Raw genomic sequence first — 17,481 nt, 5'->3', positions numbered from 1 at the left:
GCGACCCTGGCGACGATGGCATGACGGCCGGGGAAGGCGATGCGGCCGCGTCCTGGGAACCGGTGACCGCCGGGCGGTCCGGTGCCCGCGTGTGGCGCGGCACCGACCGCTACCGCAAACACGGCGACCCCGCCGGGATCGCCGCCGAGGCGCACCGCGTCACCTGGCTCGCCGGCCGGCGCGTACCGTGCCCCCGGGTCGTCGGACACCGACCCCGCGAGCTGGTCACGACCGCCGTACCCGGCCGGCCCGCCGTCGAGCTCACCACCGCCGCCGCCCGCGACCGGGCCGTCGACTCGCTGGCCGACCTGCTGCGTACGCTGCACGACCTGCCGGTGCGCGACTGCCCGTTCGACATGTCGCTGGCGGTGACCGTTCCCGCCGCCGAGGCCGCGGTCACCGCCGGCACCGTCGACCTCGCCGACCTCGACGACGTACGGCGCGGCTGGTCCGCCGACCGGCTGCGCGCCGAGCTGCACCGGACCCGGCCGGCGTCCGAGGACCTCGTCGTCTGCCACAACGACCTGACCCTGACCAACGTGCTCGTCGCCGACGACGGCACCGTCACCGGTGTCGTCGACGTCGCCCGGCTCGGCGTCGCCGACCGCCACAGCGACCTGGCACTGGTCACCCGCGACCTCGCCGGGGAGTGGCATCCCTACCACGCCGCCCGCTTCCTCACCCGGTACGGGCCGTCGCGCACCGACCAGGCGAAGATCGACTTCTTTCAGCTTCTGGACGAGTTCTTCTGACCGTCGCCGCCGGCACACGCGGCGACGATCGTGTCGACGACCGCCACCGGCACCAGGACGGCGACGTCCCAGCTCTCGTCGTCGGCGCCGACCAGGACCGCGACGGACCCGTCCGCGTACGCCCAGTGCACCGGCACTCCCGCGCACGTGCCGACGCGCAGCGACCGGCGGGCCGCCCAGTCCGCGTCCCGGATCGCCCGCAGGCCGGCGAGCCCGGCGTACGGGGCACGAACGTTGAGTTCCCAGGTCGGCGACCGCAGCCTCACGTGGGCCAGGTCGGGGCCGCCGTCGACGGTCACGTCGACCACGATGTCTCCGGGCCGGGGAGCCGCCACAGGCGTACCAGGTCGCCGTCGTGGCCGGTGGTGAGCCAGCGGCCGCCGCCCCCGGCGGGCCGGATCGCGTACGTCGTCATCGGCTGCCCGTAGTCGACCGTCGCCACGTACCGCAAGTCGTCCGTCGACAGCAGCAGATGCTCCTCGGTGTCGGTCTCGTACTCGTCGGTGTTGACCCCGACGACGACGAGGTCGTCGTCGACCACGGCGGCGGCCTCGACCAGGATGTATTCCGGGTCGGTGGGGTAGCCGGGGATGCCGTCGGCGTTGCAGCCGGCCACCGTCGTGCCGGTCGCGGCGTCGTGGATGCCGATCTCGCCGTCGACGTGCGGCATCGCCAGGTAGCGGTCGCCGCCGGAGGTGAACCCGGTCAGGACCTCGCCGGCCAGCTCACGGCAGTCGATCCGGTCGCCGTCGAGGCGGAGCAGCCAGCTGTAGGAGCCGTCCTGTCCCAGCACGACGTGCAGCCCCAGCCGGCCGCGGTCCGGGTGCGGCCAGAAGGTGGCGGCACCGATCTGCGACTCCAGTTCGATACGGTCGATCTCCCGCCCGGTCGCCGCGTCGAACGCGACCAGGTGGTCGCCGCCCGGCACGTACACCCACAGCACGCCGTCGGCGTCGAGGAAGCAGTTCGGGGTGCACGGCGTCCCAACCGCCTCGACCGGCTGGTCGCGCCGCCACAGCAGGTTGCCGGCCAGGTCGACCACGGCCAGGTGGTCGAGGGTGACGACCGCGACGTGCCGGCCGCGTACGGTCGCCTCGAACGCCGCCCCACCGGTCGGCACCGGAATCCGGGCGGTGGGGCGCAGCAGGTCGTCGAGGACGGCCACCACCTGCTCGGCGGGCCGCGCGACGAGCCAGCCGACCCCGTCGACGTGGGAGATGACATCGCCGGCGGGTACGGAGGTCTCGGCCAAAAGTCGTGGACGCACGGCGGCAGGGTACCGGCATACTGCGACAGTGGACGCCGCCCCGCCCCCCCCCGCACCGCACCAGCGGGCGCTGGCGCACGTCGCGGCGCTGTCGACCGGGCCGCCGCTCGACCCGGGGCTGCGGGTCACCCTGAATATGGACGTGAGCTCCAACTACGTCGACACCCCCGACCAGTCCCTCATCTGATTCGGGCTCACCCAACTGGCACGATTTCGCCTGCCGGTACCTGCGCGATCGGGAACTCCAGCGGGAGGTCACCCACGCCGCTGCCAGGGTGGCGGTGGTGAGGGCACGACGGGTAGCGGCATGTGGCTTCGGCCTGGCCGGCCTGACACCGGGTCACCGCATCAGCGCCGCGACGGTTGATGGCCGGTCCACGGTGGGGTTGCCCAGGTCGGTCACGGCTGAGTGGGTGACGACCAGACGCACCGGCTCGCCGGTGGCGTACCGGCGGATCGCCAGCGACAGCTTGGGCTCGGTACCCGGGTCCATGGGAGCGTGGCGCAGCTGGTCGACGAACGCTCGGGTCAGCCGGGCGCGGCCTTCCAGCAGCCACAGGCTTGACGCGCCGTGCTCGCCCTCCAGTTCCCGCGCCCGCTCTGGGGAGGGTTTCTCGATCAGGTCGGTCAGGACGAGCTCGGCGCCGTCGCGGTGGGAGACGGCCACGCCGCGGTGGCCGGCCTCGGCCGGGTGGTAGCGCCGCACGAGCACCGCTGTCTGTCCGGCCGGGACGGCCGCCAGCGCGCGGCTGGGGTTGTCGTGGGGGTAGAGGTTGTCGGCGAACGCCACGAACACGTCCCCGGCCGCACGCAGGTGATCGGTGCCGTTGAGGACCGAGGTGACGTCGGCGTACCGCCCGCGCTGCGGAATGAACGTCAGGTCCAGTTGCTCGCTCAGGGGCAGGTCGGTGCGCGGCAGGCGCGCGGCGCGCTGGTAGGCGGCCAGGCCGCCCCGGCCGAGTGTTGTCTTGGCCCAGGCGATGAAAGGCTCGTAGAACGGGTGATACACGACGGTGACCTGGGCCGGGGAGAGCGCGGTCAGCTCGTCGAGCAGGTGCAGGATGCCCGGCCGGCCGGCTACCGGCGTGAACTCCTTGGGCAGGTGCCGCGCCCACGTCGCCACCCTCGTCCCCAGGCCACCTGCGCAGACGACGACCTGGGTGATCGGCTGCCGGCTCATGGCCGCGCCGCCGTGTGGTGATCGTCCAGGATTGTTACGGTCTGCAGGTGCCGATGAATGTGCGCGTCACCGCGATCGTGATCGAGGATGACCAGATCCTGCTGCTGGACCAGGACACCGAGGGCGACCGGTCGTGGTCGTTGCCTGGCGGCAAGGTCGAACCCGGCGAGACGGTCGAAGAGGCCCTTGAACGTGAGGTGCGGGAGGAGACTGGTCTGGAGATCCGGGTCGGGGATCTGCTGTACGTGTGCGATGTCGTGCAGGCGCACGTCGTTCACCTCACCTTCGAGTGCCGCCGGGTGGGTGGCACGCTCGGGGCGGTCGTGCCCGGGGCGGACACCCGGCCGATCCGCGCGGTGGAGTTCGTCAAGCTCGCTGATCTGCCGTCGCTGGGGTTCAGCGAGCGGTTCGTGGAGTTGGCCAGGGCCGGCTGGCCCGACGCCGGGTCATATATGGGCCCGAAGGCCAACATCGGCCTGTAGCGAGGCCGCGACCCCGAGATCCAGGTCGGCGAGGCTGCGGTCCCGGCCGGCGAGGCTATCGATCCAGGTGTCCAGCACTGTGGCGATCTGCGCGACGGTCGGGCCGGTGAACGGCGCGCTCACGTCCCGCGCGAGCCGGATGCCGATGCCGCGGGACGCACCGAGCAGGTGCCCGGATCGCAGCCGGTTGACCTCCTCGGCGGTGGCCGGGGTGTTCCACGCCGCGCCGTGGATCCACCGCTCGACAGGTTGACCGAAGTCCGCTGGTGGGCCGTCGCCGCACCACACCTGCACGTTGCCGACCGGGTGGTGCACACCGTGCGGGCTGATCATGTGGGTGACCGGGGCGACGTCACCAAGCGCGTAGCCGTGATTGGACGGCTCGGTGTCGGCCGCCAGTACGCACAGTTCGCCGTGCGTGGGCAGGCGGGCGGAGTTGACCGCGGCGAACACGGCCGCCCCGAACCAGGTCACCCAGTAGACCGGGTGATGCGCGAAGCCGGGGCTGACCGTCCAGCTCTCCCGCTCCGGCGACCAGTGGATGCGGCCGCCGCGTTCGTGCGGCATCGGCACCAGCAGCAGATGTGTACCGTGCTGGGTGTTCGGCATTCCGGCCGTGTGCAGCGCGTTGAGCAGGCCGCAGAACTCAGCGTTGCTGACCAGCAGGTTCCGCCAAGTGAGCCTGTGCAGATACACATACCTGACTTGCGGCGGCGGGCTCGCCGTGCGGCCGCGACCGTTACGCGACGGCGTGGGCCGCTCAGCCAGCTGGTAGTGCTCCGCCCCGGTCAGCCACGTCGCCGCCCGCTCCAGCACGCTGGCCGGCACACGGTCGGCCGCCGCCGACAGCGTCTCCGCCGTGCACGCGGTGACCTGGGCGGCCTCCGCAGCGGTGAGCTGCGCGGCCAGCCTGGTCTTGTGGTTGGTCGTGGCGAACAGGTCGTCACCAGCCGCAGGCGCAGGCTGCGTCGCATGCGGAAGGCGATTCTGCGGAATCAGCGCAGCCAGGGCCGCCCAGGCAGCAGGCCGGTCGAGCACTGCGGTCTCGTAGCGGACGTGGGCGTGGTCGCGGCCGTCGAGCGCGTCGGCCAGCAGCACCGCGTTGAGCACGATCAGCCGGGTCAGCGCGGTCAGTTCGCCCGGGCCGTCATCGGGTACCAGCGGCGCGAACCGCTCGCGCGGCCCGGCGCAGGTCATGGTGACCATCTGCCGGTAACGGTCGGCGTACCCCCACCGATGAAACAACTGGGACCGCGCGAAGGAACTGGCGACGCCGAGCGGACTGCGGGTGAGCACGACCACGGGCGCATCGGCGAACAGCCGCAGCAGCGACCGCGCGGTGAAGAACAGGTTGGTCTCCTTGACCAGATGCCGCACCGGCGCGTACTTGGCCAGCACGAACTCGACCAGGCAGTGCCAGCCGAGCGTGCCGAGCAGCGCCCGGGGCACCTGCTCGACGTCGACGCCGTCCGGGTTGACCGGCGACAGCGGGTGCAGTGCGCCGATCTGCTGCCGGAACGGCTCGTTGTGCTGCGGCATGACCGGCCGCAGCGTGTCCGACAGCCAGTTGGAGCCGACCCGCTCGCTGGTACCCAGCGCGAGCAGCGGTGGCAGCACGGTCACGCCGGCGTCGCGGGCCTGCGCCCGTACATCGGTGACTCGCTGGTCGATCTCGTCCAGCACGTGGATGAACGCTGTGTCCATACCCGACCTCACCTCCGAGGTCCAGGCTGGCCGGATACGCGTTCGTCGCGGAAGGTGTTCCGGCGTCGGCGGGGTTGGGCCGGGTTGTCAGGGCTTGCGCGGGGTTGCGCGACCCACGACCAGCGTTGATGTCGCTCTATGCTTGGGTCGCGTCACCGACGGGGAAGGGTGGTGAGACGGGCCGATGGCACGAGTGGTCTCCAACCACCACCTATATGCGCTCCTCGAGGAGGCGGGGTACGCGCAGGCGCGGGCCGCGTTCGCCCGGCAGGTCAACCTGCGCGGCCGCGCGCACGGGCTGACGCTTCGCTACGACGCCGCCTCGGTGTACTGGTGGCTGCGCGGCCGCCGCCCTGACCACCCGGTACCCCAGGTCATCGCCGATGTCCTGACCCGACGCCTCGGCCGGCCGATCGGCGTCGACGCACTGGGCTTCACCACCGGTGGCGCGCTGGCAAGCCTCGGCCTGACGTTCCCCGCCGACCTGAAGGACGCCCGCGCCACCGTCGCGGACCTGTGGCGGCAGCAAGTCGCCCGCCACGGCGCACTCAGCGCGGTGCCGTTTGTCGCGGCCGCCACTACTGATGCCGGATGGCGCTGGCACTTCGACCCCCGCGACCCGGACGCCTCCCACCGTGGCGCCCGCCGCGTCACCCTCGCCGACGTCGACGCGCTTCGCGCCTGCCAGCAGCAGTTCCTCGATCTCGACCGGCGCCACGGCGGCGGCCAGTTCCGCGCGTTCCTCGCCGAGTGGCTGCACCGCGAGGTCGAGCCGATGCTCCACGGCACGTACACCGACCGGGTAGGCCGGCAGTTGTTCGCCGCCGTCGCCGAGCTGACCGGCCAGGTCGCGTTCATGAGCTACGACATCGGTGATCACGGATGGGCGCAGCGGCACTTCATCCAGTCGCTGCGCCTGGCGAAGGCAGCCGATCACGTCGGGTTCGGCGCACACATCCTGGCCAACATGTCCACCCAGGCCGTCTACCTTCGACAGCCCGGCGAAGCCGTCCGGCTGGCCCGGGCCGCCGTCGACGGCGGCCGCGCCCACACGTCGGTCATGGCCAGGCTGCACACCGCCGAGGCGTGCGCCCACGCGATCGCCGGGGACGCCCGCAGTTGCACAGCCGCGCTGCGGCTGGCCGAGGACGCGACCGCGAAGGCAGGTGGAAACGATCAACCGGCGTGGGCCGGGTACTTCACCCCGGCGCACCTGGCCGGCACAGCGATCCGCTGCCTGCGCGACCTCGGCCGCACCAAGGAAGCCCTCGGGTACGCCGGGCAGGCCCTCGACCTGGGCGAGGGCAGCGTACGCACCCGCGCCCTGCACACCGCGCTGGTCGCCAGCGTCTACGCCACCGGCTCCTCCGCAGAGCCCGAGCACGCCGGCCAGCTCGGCCACGACGCCCTCGACCTGGCCGGCCGGGTCCGCTCCCGCCGCGTCAGCGACCGCATCACCGACCTGGCCGGGCGCCTATCCGCGCATCGCGGCAACCCGATGGTCGACGGGTTCCTGCGCCGCGCCCGCGACTACGTTTCGCCAGCCGTGGGTAAAGTCAGGCAATGACGTGGGTTGAGCCGAGGCAGTGGTACGCGCAGCTCGCGGCCTTCCACGCCGCCGCCGCCCTGTTCGTCACCGACGAGCGAGGGCGGGTGCTGCTGGTCAAACCGAACTACCGCGACCACTGGGCCATCCCCGGCGGGTACGTCGACCAGCACGAGACCCCCAACATCGCCGCCGAGCGCGAACTGCGCGAAGAACTCGGACTCGCCTTGCCCGCCGGGGACCTTCTGGTCGTCGACTGGGCCGCCCCGGCCGGGCCCCGCATCCGCGCCCTGGTCAACTTCGTCTTCGACGGTGGCCGGCTCACGGACGACCACGACATCCGGCTCTGCCCTGACGAACTGGACACGTTCGGGTTCCACAACCCGGAGCAGTGCCGCAGCCTTCTGCCCCCACGCGTAGCGCCGCGCATCGAGGCCGCGTTCGCGGCCCGCGCCAAGGGCACGACGATCTACCTGACCGACGGCGCGCTCGGTCTCTCATAAGGCACCGTGCACGAACTCAAACGCCCCGTCCGCAACGCCGCCGCTTCGGCGCCCGACATACCGCCGTCGTACGGGCCGTGTTCGGCGCCGGCCGGCGGGCGACCGGGTCGGGCGACTACGGGGTGGCACCCGCAAGGGCGTCTACCGGCTGGCCCTGGATGATGGTACGACCGTCGTCGTCTACGTGTGGAACGCGGCCGAGGACCGAACTGTCCGGGCGGCTCAGGTCAGCGTAGGACGAGCAGGTCGAAGGTGTCGATGACCGGGCCGGTGTCGGTGGCGGCGGCCCGCTTCAGCCGGGCCAGGCCGGTGGCGTACTCGTCGTCGGTGAGCAGTCGCAGCGGGGTGTGCGCGTCGCGGCGCAGGCCGGTGGCGGCGGCCGCGAGCGTGGCGGCGGTGACCTGCGGGACCTGTTCGAGCGCGGTGGTGGTGAAGCCGTGGGCGGCGAAGGCGGTTTCGACGTCGGCGACGGCCGGGAAGGTGTCGACGACGCGGACGGCTTCGGGGAAGTGGCGGAACAGGGTGATGCCGTGGTGGCGGCCGGCGAACACCGAACGGATCAGGACCGGGCCGCCGGGCCGTACGACGCGGCGCAGTTCGGCGGCGGCCGCCGGCAGGTCCGGTACGTGGTGGATGACGGTGGACAGCCAGGCGGCGTCGACGTCGGCGGCGGGCAGCGGGATGTCGGCGGCGTGTCCGGGGCGTACGTCGGGGTGGCTGCAGCGGTCCCGCATCGCCGGTGACGGTTCGACGGCGACGACGTGGCTGCCGGGGTACCAGGTGGTGAGGGTCCGGGCCCACCGGCCGGTGCCGGCGCCGAGGTCGAGCAGCCGCAGTCCGGGCCGGGGGGCGAGGTGCCGGGCGAGCGCCGGCCGCCAGGCGGCGACGGCGTCGTCGGTCAGGTGGCGGTTGGCTTCGAACGCCGCCGCGGCGGTGGTGTCGTACGCGATGCGGGCCATGCCGTCCACCGCAGCACGGTGCGGCCGACGGGGGCAAGGGGGGCCGGGGCGGTCAGCCGGTCGGTGGCAGCAGCCGGGCGACTAGGTCCTCGATCAGGGTGTCGGGCCGGTGGGGTGCGAGCAGGCCGGGGACGGTGAGGTCTTCGATGATCAGGCCGAACATGGCGAGGTAGAGCAGGACGACGCCGCGGCGGTCGCCGGGCAGTCCGGCGTCGACGTGGAAGTCGATGTTGGCGGCCAGGTCGGCGGCGAGGAACCGGGTCAGTTCGGCGTGCAGTTCGGGCCGGCGGGTGGCTTCCAGGCGCAGTTCGAGCAGGGCGAGGTGGCTGCTGCGGTCGCGGCGCATCCGTTCGACGATCGCGCGCATGAGGGTGACGGTCAGGTCGGCCGACGGTGGCGCGGTCATGGTGTCGGCGAGTTCGGCGGGGTCGGGGGTGAGCCGCTCGCGGGTGCGGCGCATGACCTGGGCGAGCAGGTCGGCGCGGTTGGTGAAGTAGTTCGAGGTGGTGCCGGTGGGGACGGCGGCCTGGGTGTCGACGGCGCGCAGGGTCAGGCCGCGTGAGCCGTCGCGGGCCAGGACCTCGATGGCGGCGTCGAGCAGCGCGGTGCGCCGGGCCGGGTTCTGTCGCATGGGGGCCTCCCGATTGACACCACTGTGACTGCAGTACTACGGTCGAATCACTGCAAGCACAGTACATCAGGTCCGGTGACCGGACCGGAACGGGAAACGATGCGAAAGCTGACCTACTATGTCGCCGCCACCCTCGACGGCCACATCGCCGGCCCCGCCGGCGAGTTCGACTTCTTCCCCCTGCCCGCCGACCTGACCGAGGCGATCGTCGCCCGCTACCCCGAGACGATCCCCGGCCACGTACGCGCCCCACTCGGCCTGGCCGACCTGCCCAACCAGCGGTTCGACACCGTCGTCATGGGACGCGGCACCTACGAACCCGCCCTGCGCGAAGGAATCACCAGCCCCTACCCGCACCTGCGCCAGTACGTCGTCTCCCGCACCCTGACCACCGACGACCCGCAGGTCACCGTCGTCGCCGACGACCCGGTCCGCGTCGTACGCGACCTCAAACAGCAGGACGGCCTCGACATCTGGCTCTGCGGCGGCGGCAAGCTCGCCGCGACCCTGCGCGACGAGATCGACGAACTGATCATCAAACGGAACCCGATCGTCGCCGGCGCCGGCATCCCACTGTTCGACGGCCCGTTCACCCCGACCACCTACACCCCCGTCGAGACCCACGAATTCGCCTCCGGCGTCGTCATGACCACCTACACCAGGGCCACCTGAACCCGGCCCGCGCGACAATCACCCCATGCCGACCCTCGACGCCACCCACCTGCGGCAGGCGGTCACCGAAACCGTCACCGTCCTCACCCCGCACGCCGACACCGACTGGCAGGTCCCGGCCGGCACCCTGACCTGGACCTGCTGGACCACCGCCGCCCACATCGCCCACGACCTGCTCGCCTACGCCGGCCAGCTCACCGGCCGCCCCGACACCGGCTACCTCCCCTTCGACCTGCGCATCCACGACACCGCCACCCCCCGCGACCTGCTCCAGACGATCACCGCCTGCGGCGGCCTCCTGCACGCCGCCCTGACCACCGCCGCCCCCGGCACCCGCGCCTGGCACTGGGGCCCCTGCGACCCGGCCGGCTTCGCCGCCATGGGCGTCGCCGAAACCGTCCTGCACACCCACGACATCACCACCGGACTCGGCGTACCGTGGCAGCCACCGCAGGAACTGTGCGCAGGCGTACTCGCCCGCCTTTTCCCCGACGCCCCGGCCGGCGACCCGGCACAGGTCCTGCTCTGGTCGACCGGACGGGCCCCACTCGACGGCCGGCCACCACGAAACCCGTGGACCTGGCAGGCCGCCGTCGCCTAGCCTGGCCACCGCTCCCGACCAGCACAGGAGGCCGGCACCCTTGCCCCGCAAACCCGCCCGCCACCACAACCCGCGACGCCCCGCCACCGCCGGGCCGCGCCCGGACCGCACCGAACCCGGCCCGGACCGCACCGAACTACGCGCCGACTGCGGCAACTGCCTCGCCCTGTGCTGCGTCGCCCTGCCGTTCGCCGCCTCCACCGACTTCGCCGTCGACAAACCCGCCGGCCGCCCCTGTGCCAACCTGCGCGACGACAACCGCTGCGGCATCCACCACCGGCTACGCGACACCGGCTTCACCGGCTGCACCGTCTACGACTGCTTCGGCGCCGGCCAGAAGGTCTCCCAGACCACGTACGCCGGCCGCGACTGGCGCCACGACCCGACCACCGCCCGACAGATGTTCGACGTCTTCGCGACCACACGACAACTCCACGAACTGCTGTGGTACCTCGCCGAGGCACTGACCCTGCCCGCCGCCCGCACCCTGCACCACGACCTGCGCCACGCCTACGACCACACCCGCCGACTCACCCTCGGCACCCCCGACCAGGTCGCCGCCGTCGACGTTGCCACCCACCGCGCCGACGTCAACATCCTGCTGCTGCGCACCAGCGAACTCGTCCGCGCCACCACCCGCCGCCCCAACCACCGCGGCGCCGACCTGATCGGCGCCAACCTCGCCGGCGCCGACCTACGCGGCGCGAACCTGCGCGGCACCTACCTCATCGCCGCCGACCTCACCGGCGCCGACCTGCGCACCGCCGACCTGATCGGCGCCGACCTGCGCGACACCCGCCTGCACCGCGCCGACCTCACCGGCGCCATCTTCCTCACCCAGGCCCAGGTCAACGCCGCCCACGGCGACACCGCCACCCGGCTCCCACCGACCCTGACCCGCCCCACCCACTGGCCGGTCACCGCCTCGTCGCGTACAACCGCATCGTGACCGGCCCGAACACCGCCACCAGCACCGCCGACGCGACCAGCACCCAACCCACCTGACCGACCGTCACGTCACCGGCCATCAACCCCCGCACCGCCGTCACCAGATGCGTGATCGGATTCAGCCGGACCACCGACTCCAACCACCCCGGCATCGTCGACGGATCCACGAAGATGTTGCTCCCGAACGTCAACGGGAACAGCACCAGCATGCTCGCCCCCATCACCGCGTTCTGCGTCCGCATCACCAACCCCAGCATCGTCCAGATCCACGACAACGCGAACGAGAACACCAGCAACAGCAACACCCCCAACGCCACACCGACCACCCCACCCGCCGACCGGAACCCCAGCACCAACCCCAACGTCACCACGACCACCGACGCCAGCGTGTACCGCACCGCATCCCCCAACAACGCCCCGACCAGCGCCGACGGCCGCCACACCGGCAACGTACGGATCCGGTCGAACACCCCCTTGGCGATGTCGACGTTCAACGCCACCCCGGTGTACATCGTGATCATCACGACCGTCTGCACCAGAATCCCCGGCAACAGGAACTGCAGATACTCCCGCGGCGACCCCGCCAGCGCCCCACCCAACAGATACGTGAACACCAGCGTCAACATCACCGGAAACGCCGTCACGTCGAACAACTGCTCCGGAACATGCTTGATCCGCAACATCGCCCGCCACCCGAACGTCAACGACGCCCGCACCGCGTTCGGCCGCGCCGGCCGCTCCCGCACCGCCAACACCGCCCGCAACGCCTCACCCGACGCCGGCCGCTCCCGCACCGCCGTCACGCCTTCACCCCCACACCGACACCCGACGCCTCGTCGTCGTCCGCCGGATGCCCCGTCAACGCCAGGAACACCTCGTCCAGACTCGGCCGCCCCAACGCGAAATCGGTCACCTCCACCCCCGACCGCGCCAACGCCGCCAACGCCTCCGACACCCGCAACGGATCCGACACCCGCGCCGACAACGCCACCGGATCCCCCTCCGCCACCACCGGCACCCCCAACACCCCGGCCAGCACCCGCTCCGCGTCCGCCCGCCGCCCGGCATCCACCACCCGCACGTGCAACACCCCCGCACCCACCGACGCCTTCAACTCACCACTGGTCCCCTCCGCGATCACCCGACCATGGTCGATCACCGCGATCCGGCCCGCGAGCTGATCCGCCTCCTCCAGATACTGCGTCGTCAACAACACCGTCGTACCCTCACCCACCAACGCCCGCACGATCTCCCACACCTGGTTACGGCTGCGCGGATCCAACCCCGTCGTCGGCTCGTCCAGGAACATCAACGCCGGCGTCACCACGATGCTCGCCGCGATGTCGATCCGCCGCCGCATACCACCCGAATACGTCTTCACCTGCCGGCCCGCCGAATCCGACAACCCGAACGCGTCCAACAGATCACCGGCCCGCGACCGCGCCCGACCCCGCGAAAAACCCAGCAACCGGCCCAACAGGACCAGATTCTCGACCCCCGTCAGATCCTCGTCCAACGACGCGTACTGCCCCGTCAACCCCACCCGGGCCCGAACCGCGTCCGCCGCACGCACCACGTCGTGACCCAGCACCCGCGCCCAACCACCATCCGGACGCAACAACGTCGCCAACATCCGGATCGTCGTCGTCTTCCCGGCACCGTTCGGCCCCAGAAACCCGTACACACCACCCGCCGGCACCGCCAGATCCACCCCGTCCACGGCCCGCTTCGACCCGAACGACTTCACCAACCCGGCCGTCTCGATCGCCAGCTCGGCCACCACCCGGCCCCCCTCACCAGTCGCGGACACCCGACACGCGAGTCTCGCACGACATCGACACACCCACCCGGCGAACCAACCGGATCAACCCAACTCCCCCGACCGCAACACCAACGTACGACGATCGTCGGTCACCACCCCGACCCCGTCACCGGCCAACACCACCTGATCCGGAATGCTCGCCCCGACCGGCACCCCCTCGGTGCCCTTCGCCGCACCGACCTCCTCCACCCACACGAACCACTCGACGCCCCCCGGCCCCTGCGCCACCGCATCGGTCAACACCATCCGGCCACCGGCCGTCGCCCGCACCGACGCACCCTCCTCGACCTGCCGCACCGGCTTCCCGTCGGCGTCCAGCACCTGCGCCCCACGCAGCGAACCGAACATCCCCTCACCGAACAGCAACCCACCCTCGGTCACGAACCAGTCCTCCTCCGTCGACCACTCCACCCCGACCGACCACTTCTCCACCCCCGTACGCACGTCCAACGCCATCGTCTTGTCACCGTCGTTCGCCCGCGCGTCGACCGCCACACACACCAGGTGCTGACCACACGGCTTCACCTTGTCGACCGACGTACCCGCCGCCAACGGCATCGCCCACTCCTGCTTGAACCCCGGCACCGAGAAACCCGCCACCACCGAACGCCCCGGCGACGCGTCGTCGTTCAACTGCCCCACCACGAACCCGTCGTACGCCGTCCAGAAATCCTCCACGATCGGCAACGAACCACTGCCGCGCGGCTTACCCGTGTTCGCGTCCAGCAGGTAACCCCGCCCCTGCACGTTGTCCAACTCCACCACCACGTCACCCGCGGTGACCGTCTCCACGAACGTCCCCGACGCCACCGGCAACACCCCCGGCCCCGCCGCCACATCAGGCCCCGTCCACTGCCGCATCGCCTCCACCCGATGCGAGTTGATCACCAGCAGGTCCCGCGGCCCCTTGCGACTCCACTTCTGCTTACCGGTCCGCAGATCCACCCGCACCACCGAGTTGTCGAACCCGTCCCGGACCTCCACGACCACATCACCACCCAGGAACACCACATCCGTACGATCCCGGTCCCACTTCCCCCGCCACAGCAGCTTCCCGTCCGACTCCTGCAACACCGACCGGATCCAGTCACCACCGTCAGTCGCCGAATCCGGCGCATCCACCACGATCAGCTCACCGACCGGCGTCAACCGCACCTCCGTCGGCTCCACCTTCAACGTCGTGCTCCACCGCGGCTCACCCCCGGCCACCGGCAGCGACACCACCTCCGTACCACCCAGCCCCACCACCGCCGACACCACATGCCCATTCACCACCGCCACCGCCAGCTCACCCACCCCGGACGCCGGCCGCTCCGTCACCCGCACCAGCTCACCACCCGACCGCCCACCACCGTCCGAACCACCACCGAACGGCCCGAACCCACCCCCCGACGGCCCACCACCGGCCCCCTGCACCGTCTGCGACAACTTCCCGGCCAACCACGACCCACCCTGCACCGCACCCGCCACACACCCGACCAGCACCGCCACCGACAACGCCGCCGCCACCGTCCGCACCACCGGCCGGCGCCGCCGCTTCACCCCCGACACCGGCAACGCCACCGGCGGCCGCGCGGACGCACCGATCCCCGCCCACTGCGACCCCGCCCCGGTGGCCGCCGCCGCAGCCACCGGCCCAGTCGCCGGAGAGCCCGGACCCGCCGGCGAACCCGGCACCGCACCACCATCCGACACCGGACGAACACCCGGCACCCCCGACACCGGCTCGGCCCCCAACACCGACGACACCGGAAACACCGACGACACCGACCCACCCGACACCGGCACCGACGACACCGGGCCGACACCCGACACCGGGAACGTCGCCGTACCCGACACCGGCCGCTCGACCGGACCCGCCGCCACCCCCGACATCCCCGCCAGCAACGCCCCGTACGCCACCGGCAACTCCGGCTGCTCCGGCACCGCCGGCGCCACCCCCAACCGGGCATGCAACCGGCTCGCCACCAACGGCATCCGACTCGAACCACCCACCAGCAACAACCCCGCCAACGCCGCCGGCTCCACATCCGCCCGCTGCAACACCCGCCGCGTCTCGTCCACCGCCCGCGCCACCAGCGGCCCCGCGATCCGCTCCACCTCCTCACGCGTCAGATGCATCGGCTCCTCCCGCCCCGGCACATGCACCGGCGCCGCCGACGTACGCGACAACATCTCCTTCGCCGACCGCACCTCCGCCCAGAACGCCTGCCGATCCCGCTGCTCCGCCAACCCCCGCGGCGCCCGCAACCGCTCCCACAACCCCGGATCCCGAACCCCCACCAACTGCCCCAGATGAGCTACCAACGCACTGTCCACATCCAACCCACCAAGATCATCCAAGCCGCCGGTCGCCAACACCCGCAACCCCGCCGACTCCCGCCGCACCACCGCCACATCCAACGTCCCACCACCAAAATCAAAAACCCCGAGACACCCGAACGGCGGCACCTGCTGACCCAACACCTGCATGCAGTACGTCGCCGCCGCAATCGGCTCGTCCAACAACCGCACATGCCCCAACCCCGCCTGCCGCGCCGCCGCCAACAACACCGCCCGCCGCGGCTGCCCCCAATCCGCCGGACACGTCAACACCGTCGCCCCGGTCGGATCCACCCCCGCCGTACGCGCCTCCACCGCAACCCGCCGCAACCCCGCCGCCAGCAACTGCTCCACCGGCACCTCATGACTACCCAGCAACACCCGCCCCTCGTCGATCCGCCGCTTCGGATGCGGATCGAACCGCTCCGGCTCCGAACCCGCCAACCGCTGCGCATCCCGACCCGTGTGCGGCACCCCCGCCGCATCCACGAACACCCCCGACGCCAACAACGGCGACCCGTCGAACAACAGCGCCCGCGGCTGCTGATCCCCCCGCCGCACCACCGCGACCGTATGCGTCGTGCCAAGATCCACCGCCAGCCGAACCGGCTCCAACACGACACCCACCCCTAACGACACGACACGGACGCACCGCGGCGGATGCTACTGCCCCCCGACGACAACCCCACCGACACCCGTCAACCCCTACCCCCGAACTCCACCACCAACGGCCGATGATCCGACACCCCCACCACCGGCGTACGCACCGCCACCACCGGCGGCAACCCACCCACCCCCCGCCGATCCACCAACGCATGATCCAACTGCACCCGCGGCCGCACCGCCGGATACGTCGGCCGCCGCCCCAACGACCGCCACCCCGACACCAACCCCGGCAACCCACCCGGCAGATTCAGATCCCCCAACAACACCCGCGGCCCCGGCAACCCCCGCAGAAACCGCGTCACCCGCCGCAACTGCCACACGTTCCACCCCGGCACGAACGACAGATGCGTCGCCGCCACCGTCAACTCCCCCCACGGCCCCACCACCACCGCCGCCAACACCACCCGCGGCTCGTCCCGCAACCGCATGAACCCCGTACCCGGCACGTACACCGGCGACCGCAACGGCGCCCCCGGAAACCGCGCCACATGCCACGACCGCACCGGAAACCGCGTCACCAACCCCACCCCGTAACACGGCTCCCCCACCCCGTCATCGTCATGATCCAACGAACGGAACCGCTCCCCCGGCGTACCGACCACCGCCGGCGCGAACCGGTACGCCTCCGCCCCACACGCCCCCGCCACCACCGCCGTCAGATCCAACTCCCCGCTACGCGTCTGCCCCCGGTCCACCTCCTGCAGAGCCAGTACGTCCGCATCCAACGCACCCACCGCCGCAACCAGCCGCTCCCCCACCACCAACCCGTCGTGCACCGACCGGCCATGCAGCAGATTGAACGTCGCCAGGCGCATCACTGCACCATAAGACCGCACCGGCCACGCCGCCCGCGACACAAACCGTCCCCTCGCCCCTGCCGGCCCACCCACACCGCACCGCCCTGTGCCACAGTGACCCCGTGCTGATCAAGCTCCTGTGCTGCTCGACCCTGCTCTTCCTCGCCCTCGGCGCCATCGGAATCTGGCTCCGCCGCCACCCCCGCCCCTAGCCGGCCGCGCCCCGCCGCCGCCGCGTTGCCGCGCCGCCCCTCCACGCGATCAAGGAGGAAGCGTGCCCGCTCCGCACCAATTGCCGTAAGACTTCTCCTTGATCAGCCCGAGATCAGCCCGGCCTCCCCCTCGCCGCCACGATCAAGGACAAAGCATGGGCGTTTCGCGAGGCTTGTCGCGTAACTTCTCCTTGATCGGCGCCACCGGCCAGAGCACAGCGCGCGATGGCCATCGCACGGCGCCACCGGCCAGAGCACAGCGCGCGATGGCCATCGCACGGCGCCACCGGCCAGAGCACGGCGTGCGCCGGCGGTCCATGCCCTGCTACCAGGGCATCCGGGGCAGCGGGTGGCGTGTGCGTGAGGCTGCGCACAACCAGGAGCAACCCACCACCCCACCCCGGAAGAATCGCCGGA

The 17,481-nt window shown here is 71.7% G+C and carries 18 protein-coding genes and 1 pseudogene; 8 read left to right on the top strand and 11 right to left on the bottom strand.

The window, feature by feature from the left end:
• The first annotated feature begins 20 nt into the window (after positions 1–20).
• On the top strand, positions 21–752 hold the full coding sequence (locus tag QCD66_RS17785; RefSeq protein WP_375734179.1) for an APH(3') family aminoglycoside O-phosphotransferase: 732 nt from the start codon (positions 21–23) through the stop codon (positions 750–752).
• On the opposite strand, the gene QCD66_RS17780 is transcribed toward QCD66_RS17785, so the two are convergent.
• Together QCD66_RS17780 and QCD66_RS17775 are read right to left on the bottom strand one after the other, a co-directional pair.
• Entirely contained in the window at positions 728–1,060 is a 333-nt protein-coding gene (locus QCD66_RS17780) for a hypothetical protein (protein ID WP_364217397.1), read from the bottom strand. The genes QCD66_RS17785 and QCD66_RS17780 overlap by 25 nt on opposite strands.
• A complete protein-coding gene (locus tag QCD66_RS17775; RefSeq protein ID WP_375734178.1) occupies positions 1,048–2,019 on the bottom strand; it encodes a hypothetical protein in 972 nt (323 codons plus the stop codon). Before QCD66_RS17775 ends, QCD66_RS17780 begins: the two co-directional genes overlap by 13 nt.
• A gap of 28 nt (positions 2,020–2,047) precedes the next feature.
• Here QCD66_RS17775 and QCD66_RS17770 point away from each other — a divergent pair, with 28 nt between their 5' ends.
• A complete protein-coding gene (locus tag QCD66_RS17770; RefSeq protein ID WP_407567219.1) occupies positions 2,048–2,206 on the top strand; it encodes a hypothetical protein in 159 nt (52 codons plus the stop codon).
• A 153-nt stretch (positions 2,207–2,359) separates the two neighbouring features.
• Here the strand turns inward: QCD66_RS17770 and QCD66_RS17765 are convergent, their stop codons facing one another.
• Positions 2,360–3,199 carry a sugar phosphate nucleotidyltransferase gene (locus tag QCD66_RS17765; RefSeq protein ID WP_375734177.1) on the bottom strand — a complete coding sequence of 280 codons (840 nt, stop codon included), beginning with the start codon at positions 3,197–3,199 and terminating at the stop codon, positions 2,360–2,362.
• Positions 3,200–3,252: 53 nt separating this feature from the next.
• Between QCD66_RS17765 and QCD66_RS17760 the strand changes: the two genes are divergently transcribed.
• Positions 3,253–3,681: an NUDIX hydrolase gene (locus tag QCD66_RS17760; protein WP_364217508.1), complete on the top strand. Its 429-nt coding sequence runs from the start codon at positions 3,253–3,255 to the stop codon at positions 3,679–3,681.
• On the opposite strand, the gene QCD66_RS17755 is transcribed toward QCD66_RS17760, so the two are convergent.
• Positions 3,646–5,385, bottom strand: a complete 1,740-nt coding sequence (locus tag QCD66_RS17755) for a hypothetical protein (protein ID WP_375734176.1) — start codon at positions 5,383–5,385, stop codon at positions 3,646–3,648. The two genes, QCD66_RS17760 and QCD66_RS17755, sit on opposite strands and share 36 nt — an antisense overlap.
• A gap of 184 nt (positions 5,386–5,569) precedes the next feature.
• Between QCD66_RS17755 and QCD66_RS17750 the strand changes: the two genes are divergently transcribed.
• A complete protein-coding gene (locus tag QCD66_RS17750) occupies positions 5,570–6,952 on the top strand; it encodes a hypothetical protein (RefSeq protein ID WP_375734175.1) in 1,383 nt (460 codons plus the stop codon).
• Complete coding sequence (locus QCD66_RS17745) at positions 6,949–7,434, top strand: NUDIX domain-containing protein (RefSeq protein WP_375734174.1); 486 nt, start codon at positions 6,949–6,951, stop codon at positions 7,432–7,434. Before QCD66_RS17750 ends, QCD66_RS17745 begins: the two co-directional genes overlap by 4 nt.
• A gap of 227 nt (positions 7,435–7,661) precedes the next feature.
• Here QCD66_RS17745 and QCD66_RS17740 read toward each other — a convergent pair whose 3' ends face one another.
• Positions 7,662–8,393, bottom strand: coding sequence for a class I SAM-dependent methyltransferase (locus QCD66_RS17740; RefSeq protein ID WP_375734173.1), 732 nt, complete (start codon positions 8,391–8,393; stop codon positions 7,662–7,664).
• Positions 8,394–8,445: 52 nt separating this feature from the next.
• Positions 8,446–9,024, bottom strand: a complete 579-nt coding sequence (locus tag QCD66_RS17735; RefSeq protein WP_364217383.1) for a TetR family transcriptional regulator — start codon at positions 9,022–9,024, stop codon at positions 8,446–8,448.
• 99 nt (positions 9,025–9,123) lie between these two features.
• On the opposite strand from QCD66_RS17735, the gene QCD66_RS17730 reads away from it, so the two are divergent.
• The 3 genes from QCD66_RS17730 to QCD66_RS17720 are packed head-to-tail and all read left to right on the top strand — an operon-like array spanning position 9,124 to position 11,246.
• The gene (locus QCD66_RS17730) at positions 9,124–9,696 is read left to right on the top strand and encodes a dihydrofolate reductase family protein (protein ID WP_375734172.1); all 573 of its coding nucleotides are present in this window, start codon (positions 9,124–9,126) and stop codon (positions 9,694–9,696) included.
• 25 nt (positions 9,697–9,721) lie between these two features.
• Complete coding sequence (locus tag QCD66_RS17725; protein ID WP_364217379.1) at positions 9,722–10,297, top strand: maleylpyruvate isomerase N-terminal domain-containing protein; 576 nt, start codon at positions 9,722–9,724, stop codon at positions 10,295–10,297.
• A gap of 40 nt (positions 10,298–10,337) precedes the next feature.
• Positions 10,338–11,246: a pentapeptide repeat-containing protein gene (locus tag QCD66_RS17720; RefSeq protein ID WP_375734171.1), complete on the top strand. Its 909-nt coding sequence runs from the start codon at positions 10,338–10,340 to the stop codon at positions 11,244–11,246.
• Here the strand turns inward: QCD66_RS17720 and QCD66_RS17715 are convergent.
• From QCD66_RS17715 to QCD66_RS17695, 5 genes and pseudogenes are all read right to left on the bottom strand, one after another.
• On the bottom strand, positions 11,215–12,048 hold the full coding sequence (locus tag QCD66_RS17715) for an ABC transporter permease (RefSeq protein WP_375734170.1): 834 nt from the start codon (positions 12,046–12,048) through the stop codon (positions 11,215–11,217). The two genes, QCD66_RS17720 and QCD66_RS17715, sit on opposite strands and share 32 nt — an antisense overlap.
• Entirely contained in the window at positions 12,045–13,025 is a 981-nt protein-coding gene (locus QCD66_RS17710) for an ATP-binding cassette domain-containing protein (RefSeq protein ID WP_364217504.1), read from the bottom strand. Before QCD66_RS17710 ends, QCD66_RS17715 begins: the two co-directional genes overlap by 4 nt.
• A gap of 84 nt (positions 13,026–13,109) precedes the next feature.
• Positions 13,110–14,222: a hypothetical protein gene (locus QCD66_RS17705; RefSeq protein ID WP_364217512.1), complete on the bottom strand. Its 1,113-nt coding sequence runs from the start codon at positions 14,220–14,222 to the stop codon at positions 13,110–13,112.
• Between the two features lie 780 nt (positions 14,223–15,002).
• A pseudogene (locus QCD66_RS17700) lies at positions 15,003–15,683 on the bottom strand (Hsp70 family protein); the annotation flags it as partial.
• A gap of 404 nt (positions 15,684–16,087) precedes the next feature.
• Positions 16,088–16,870, bottom strand: a complete 783-nt coding sequence (locus QCD66_RS17695) for an endonuclease/exonuclease/phosphatase family protein (RefSeq protein WP_364217375.1) — start codon at positions 16,868–16,870, stop codon at positions 16,088–16,090.
• Between the last annotated feature and the right edge of the window lie 611 nt (positions 16,871–17,481).

Source organism: Polymorphospora sp. A560, assembly GCF_045781765.1.
GTDB lineage: Bacteria > Actinomycetota > Actinomycetes > Mycobacteriales > Micromonosporaceae > Polymorphospora > Polymorphospora lycopeni.
This window is presented reverse-complemented; position numbering and strand designations above follow the sequence as displayed.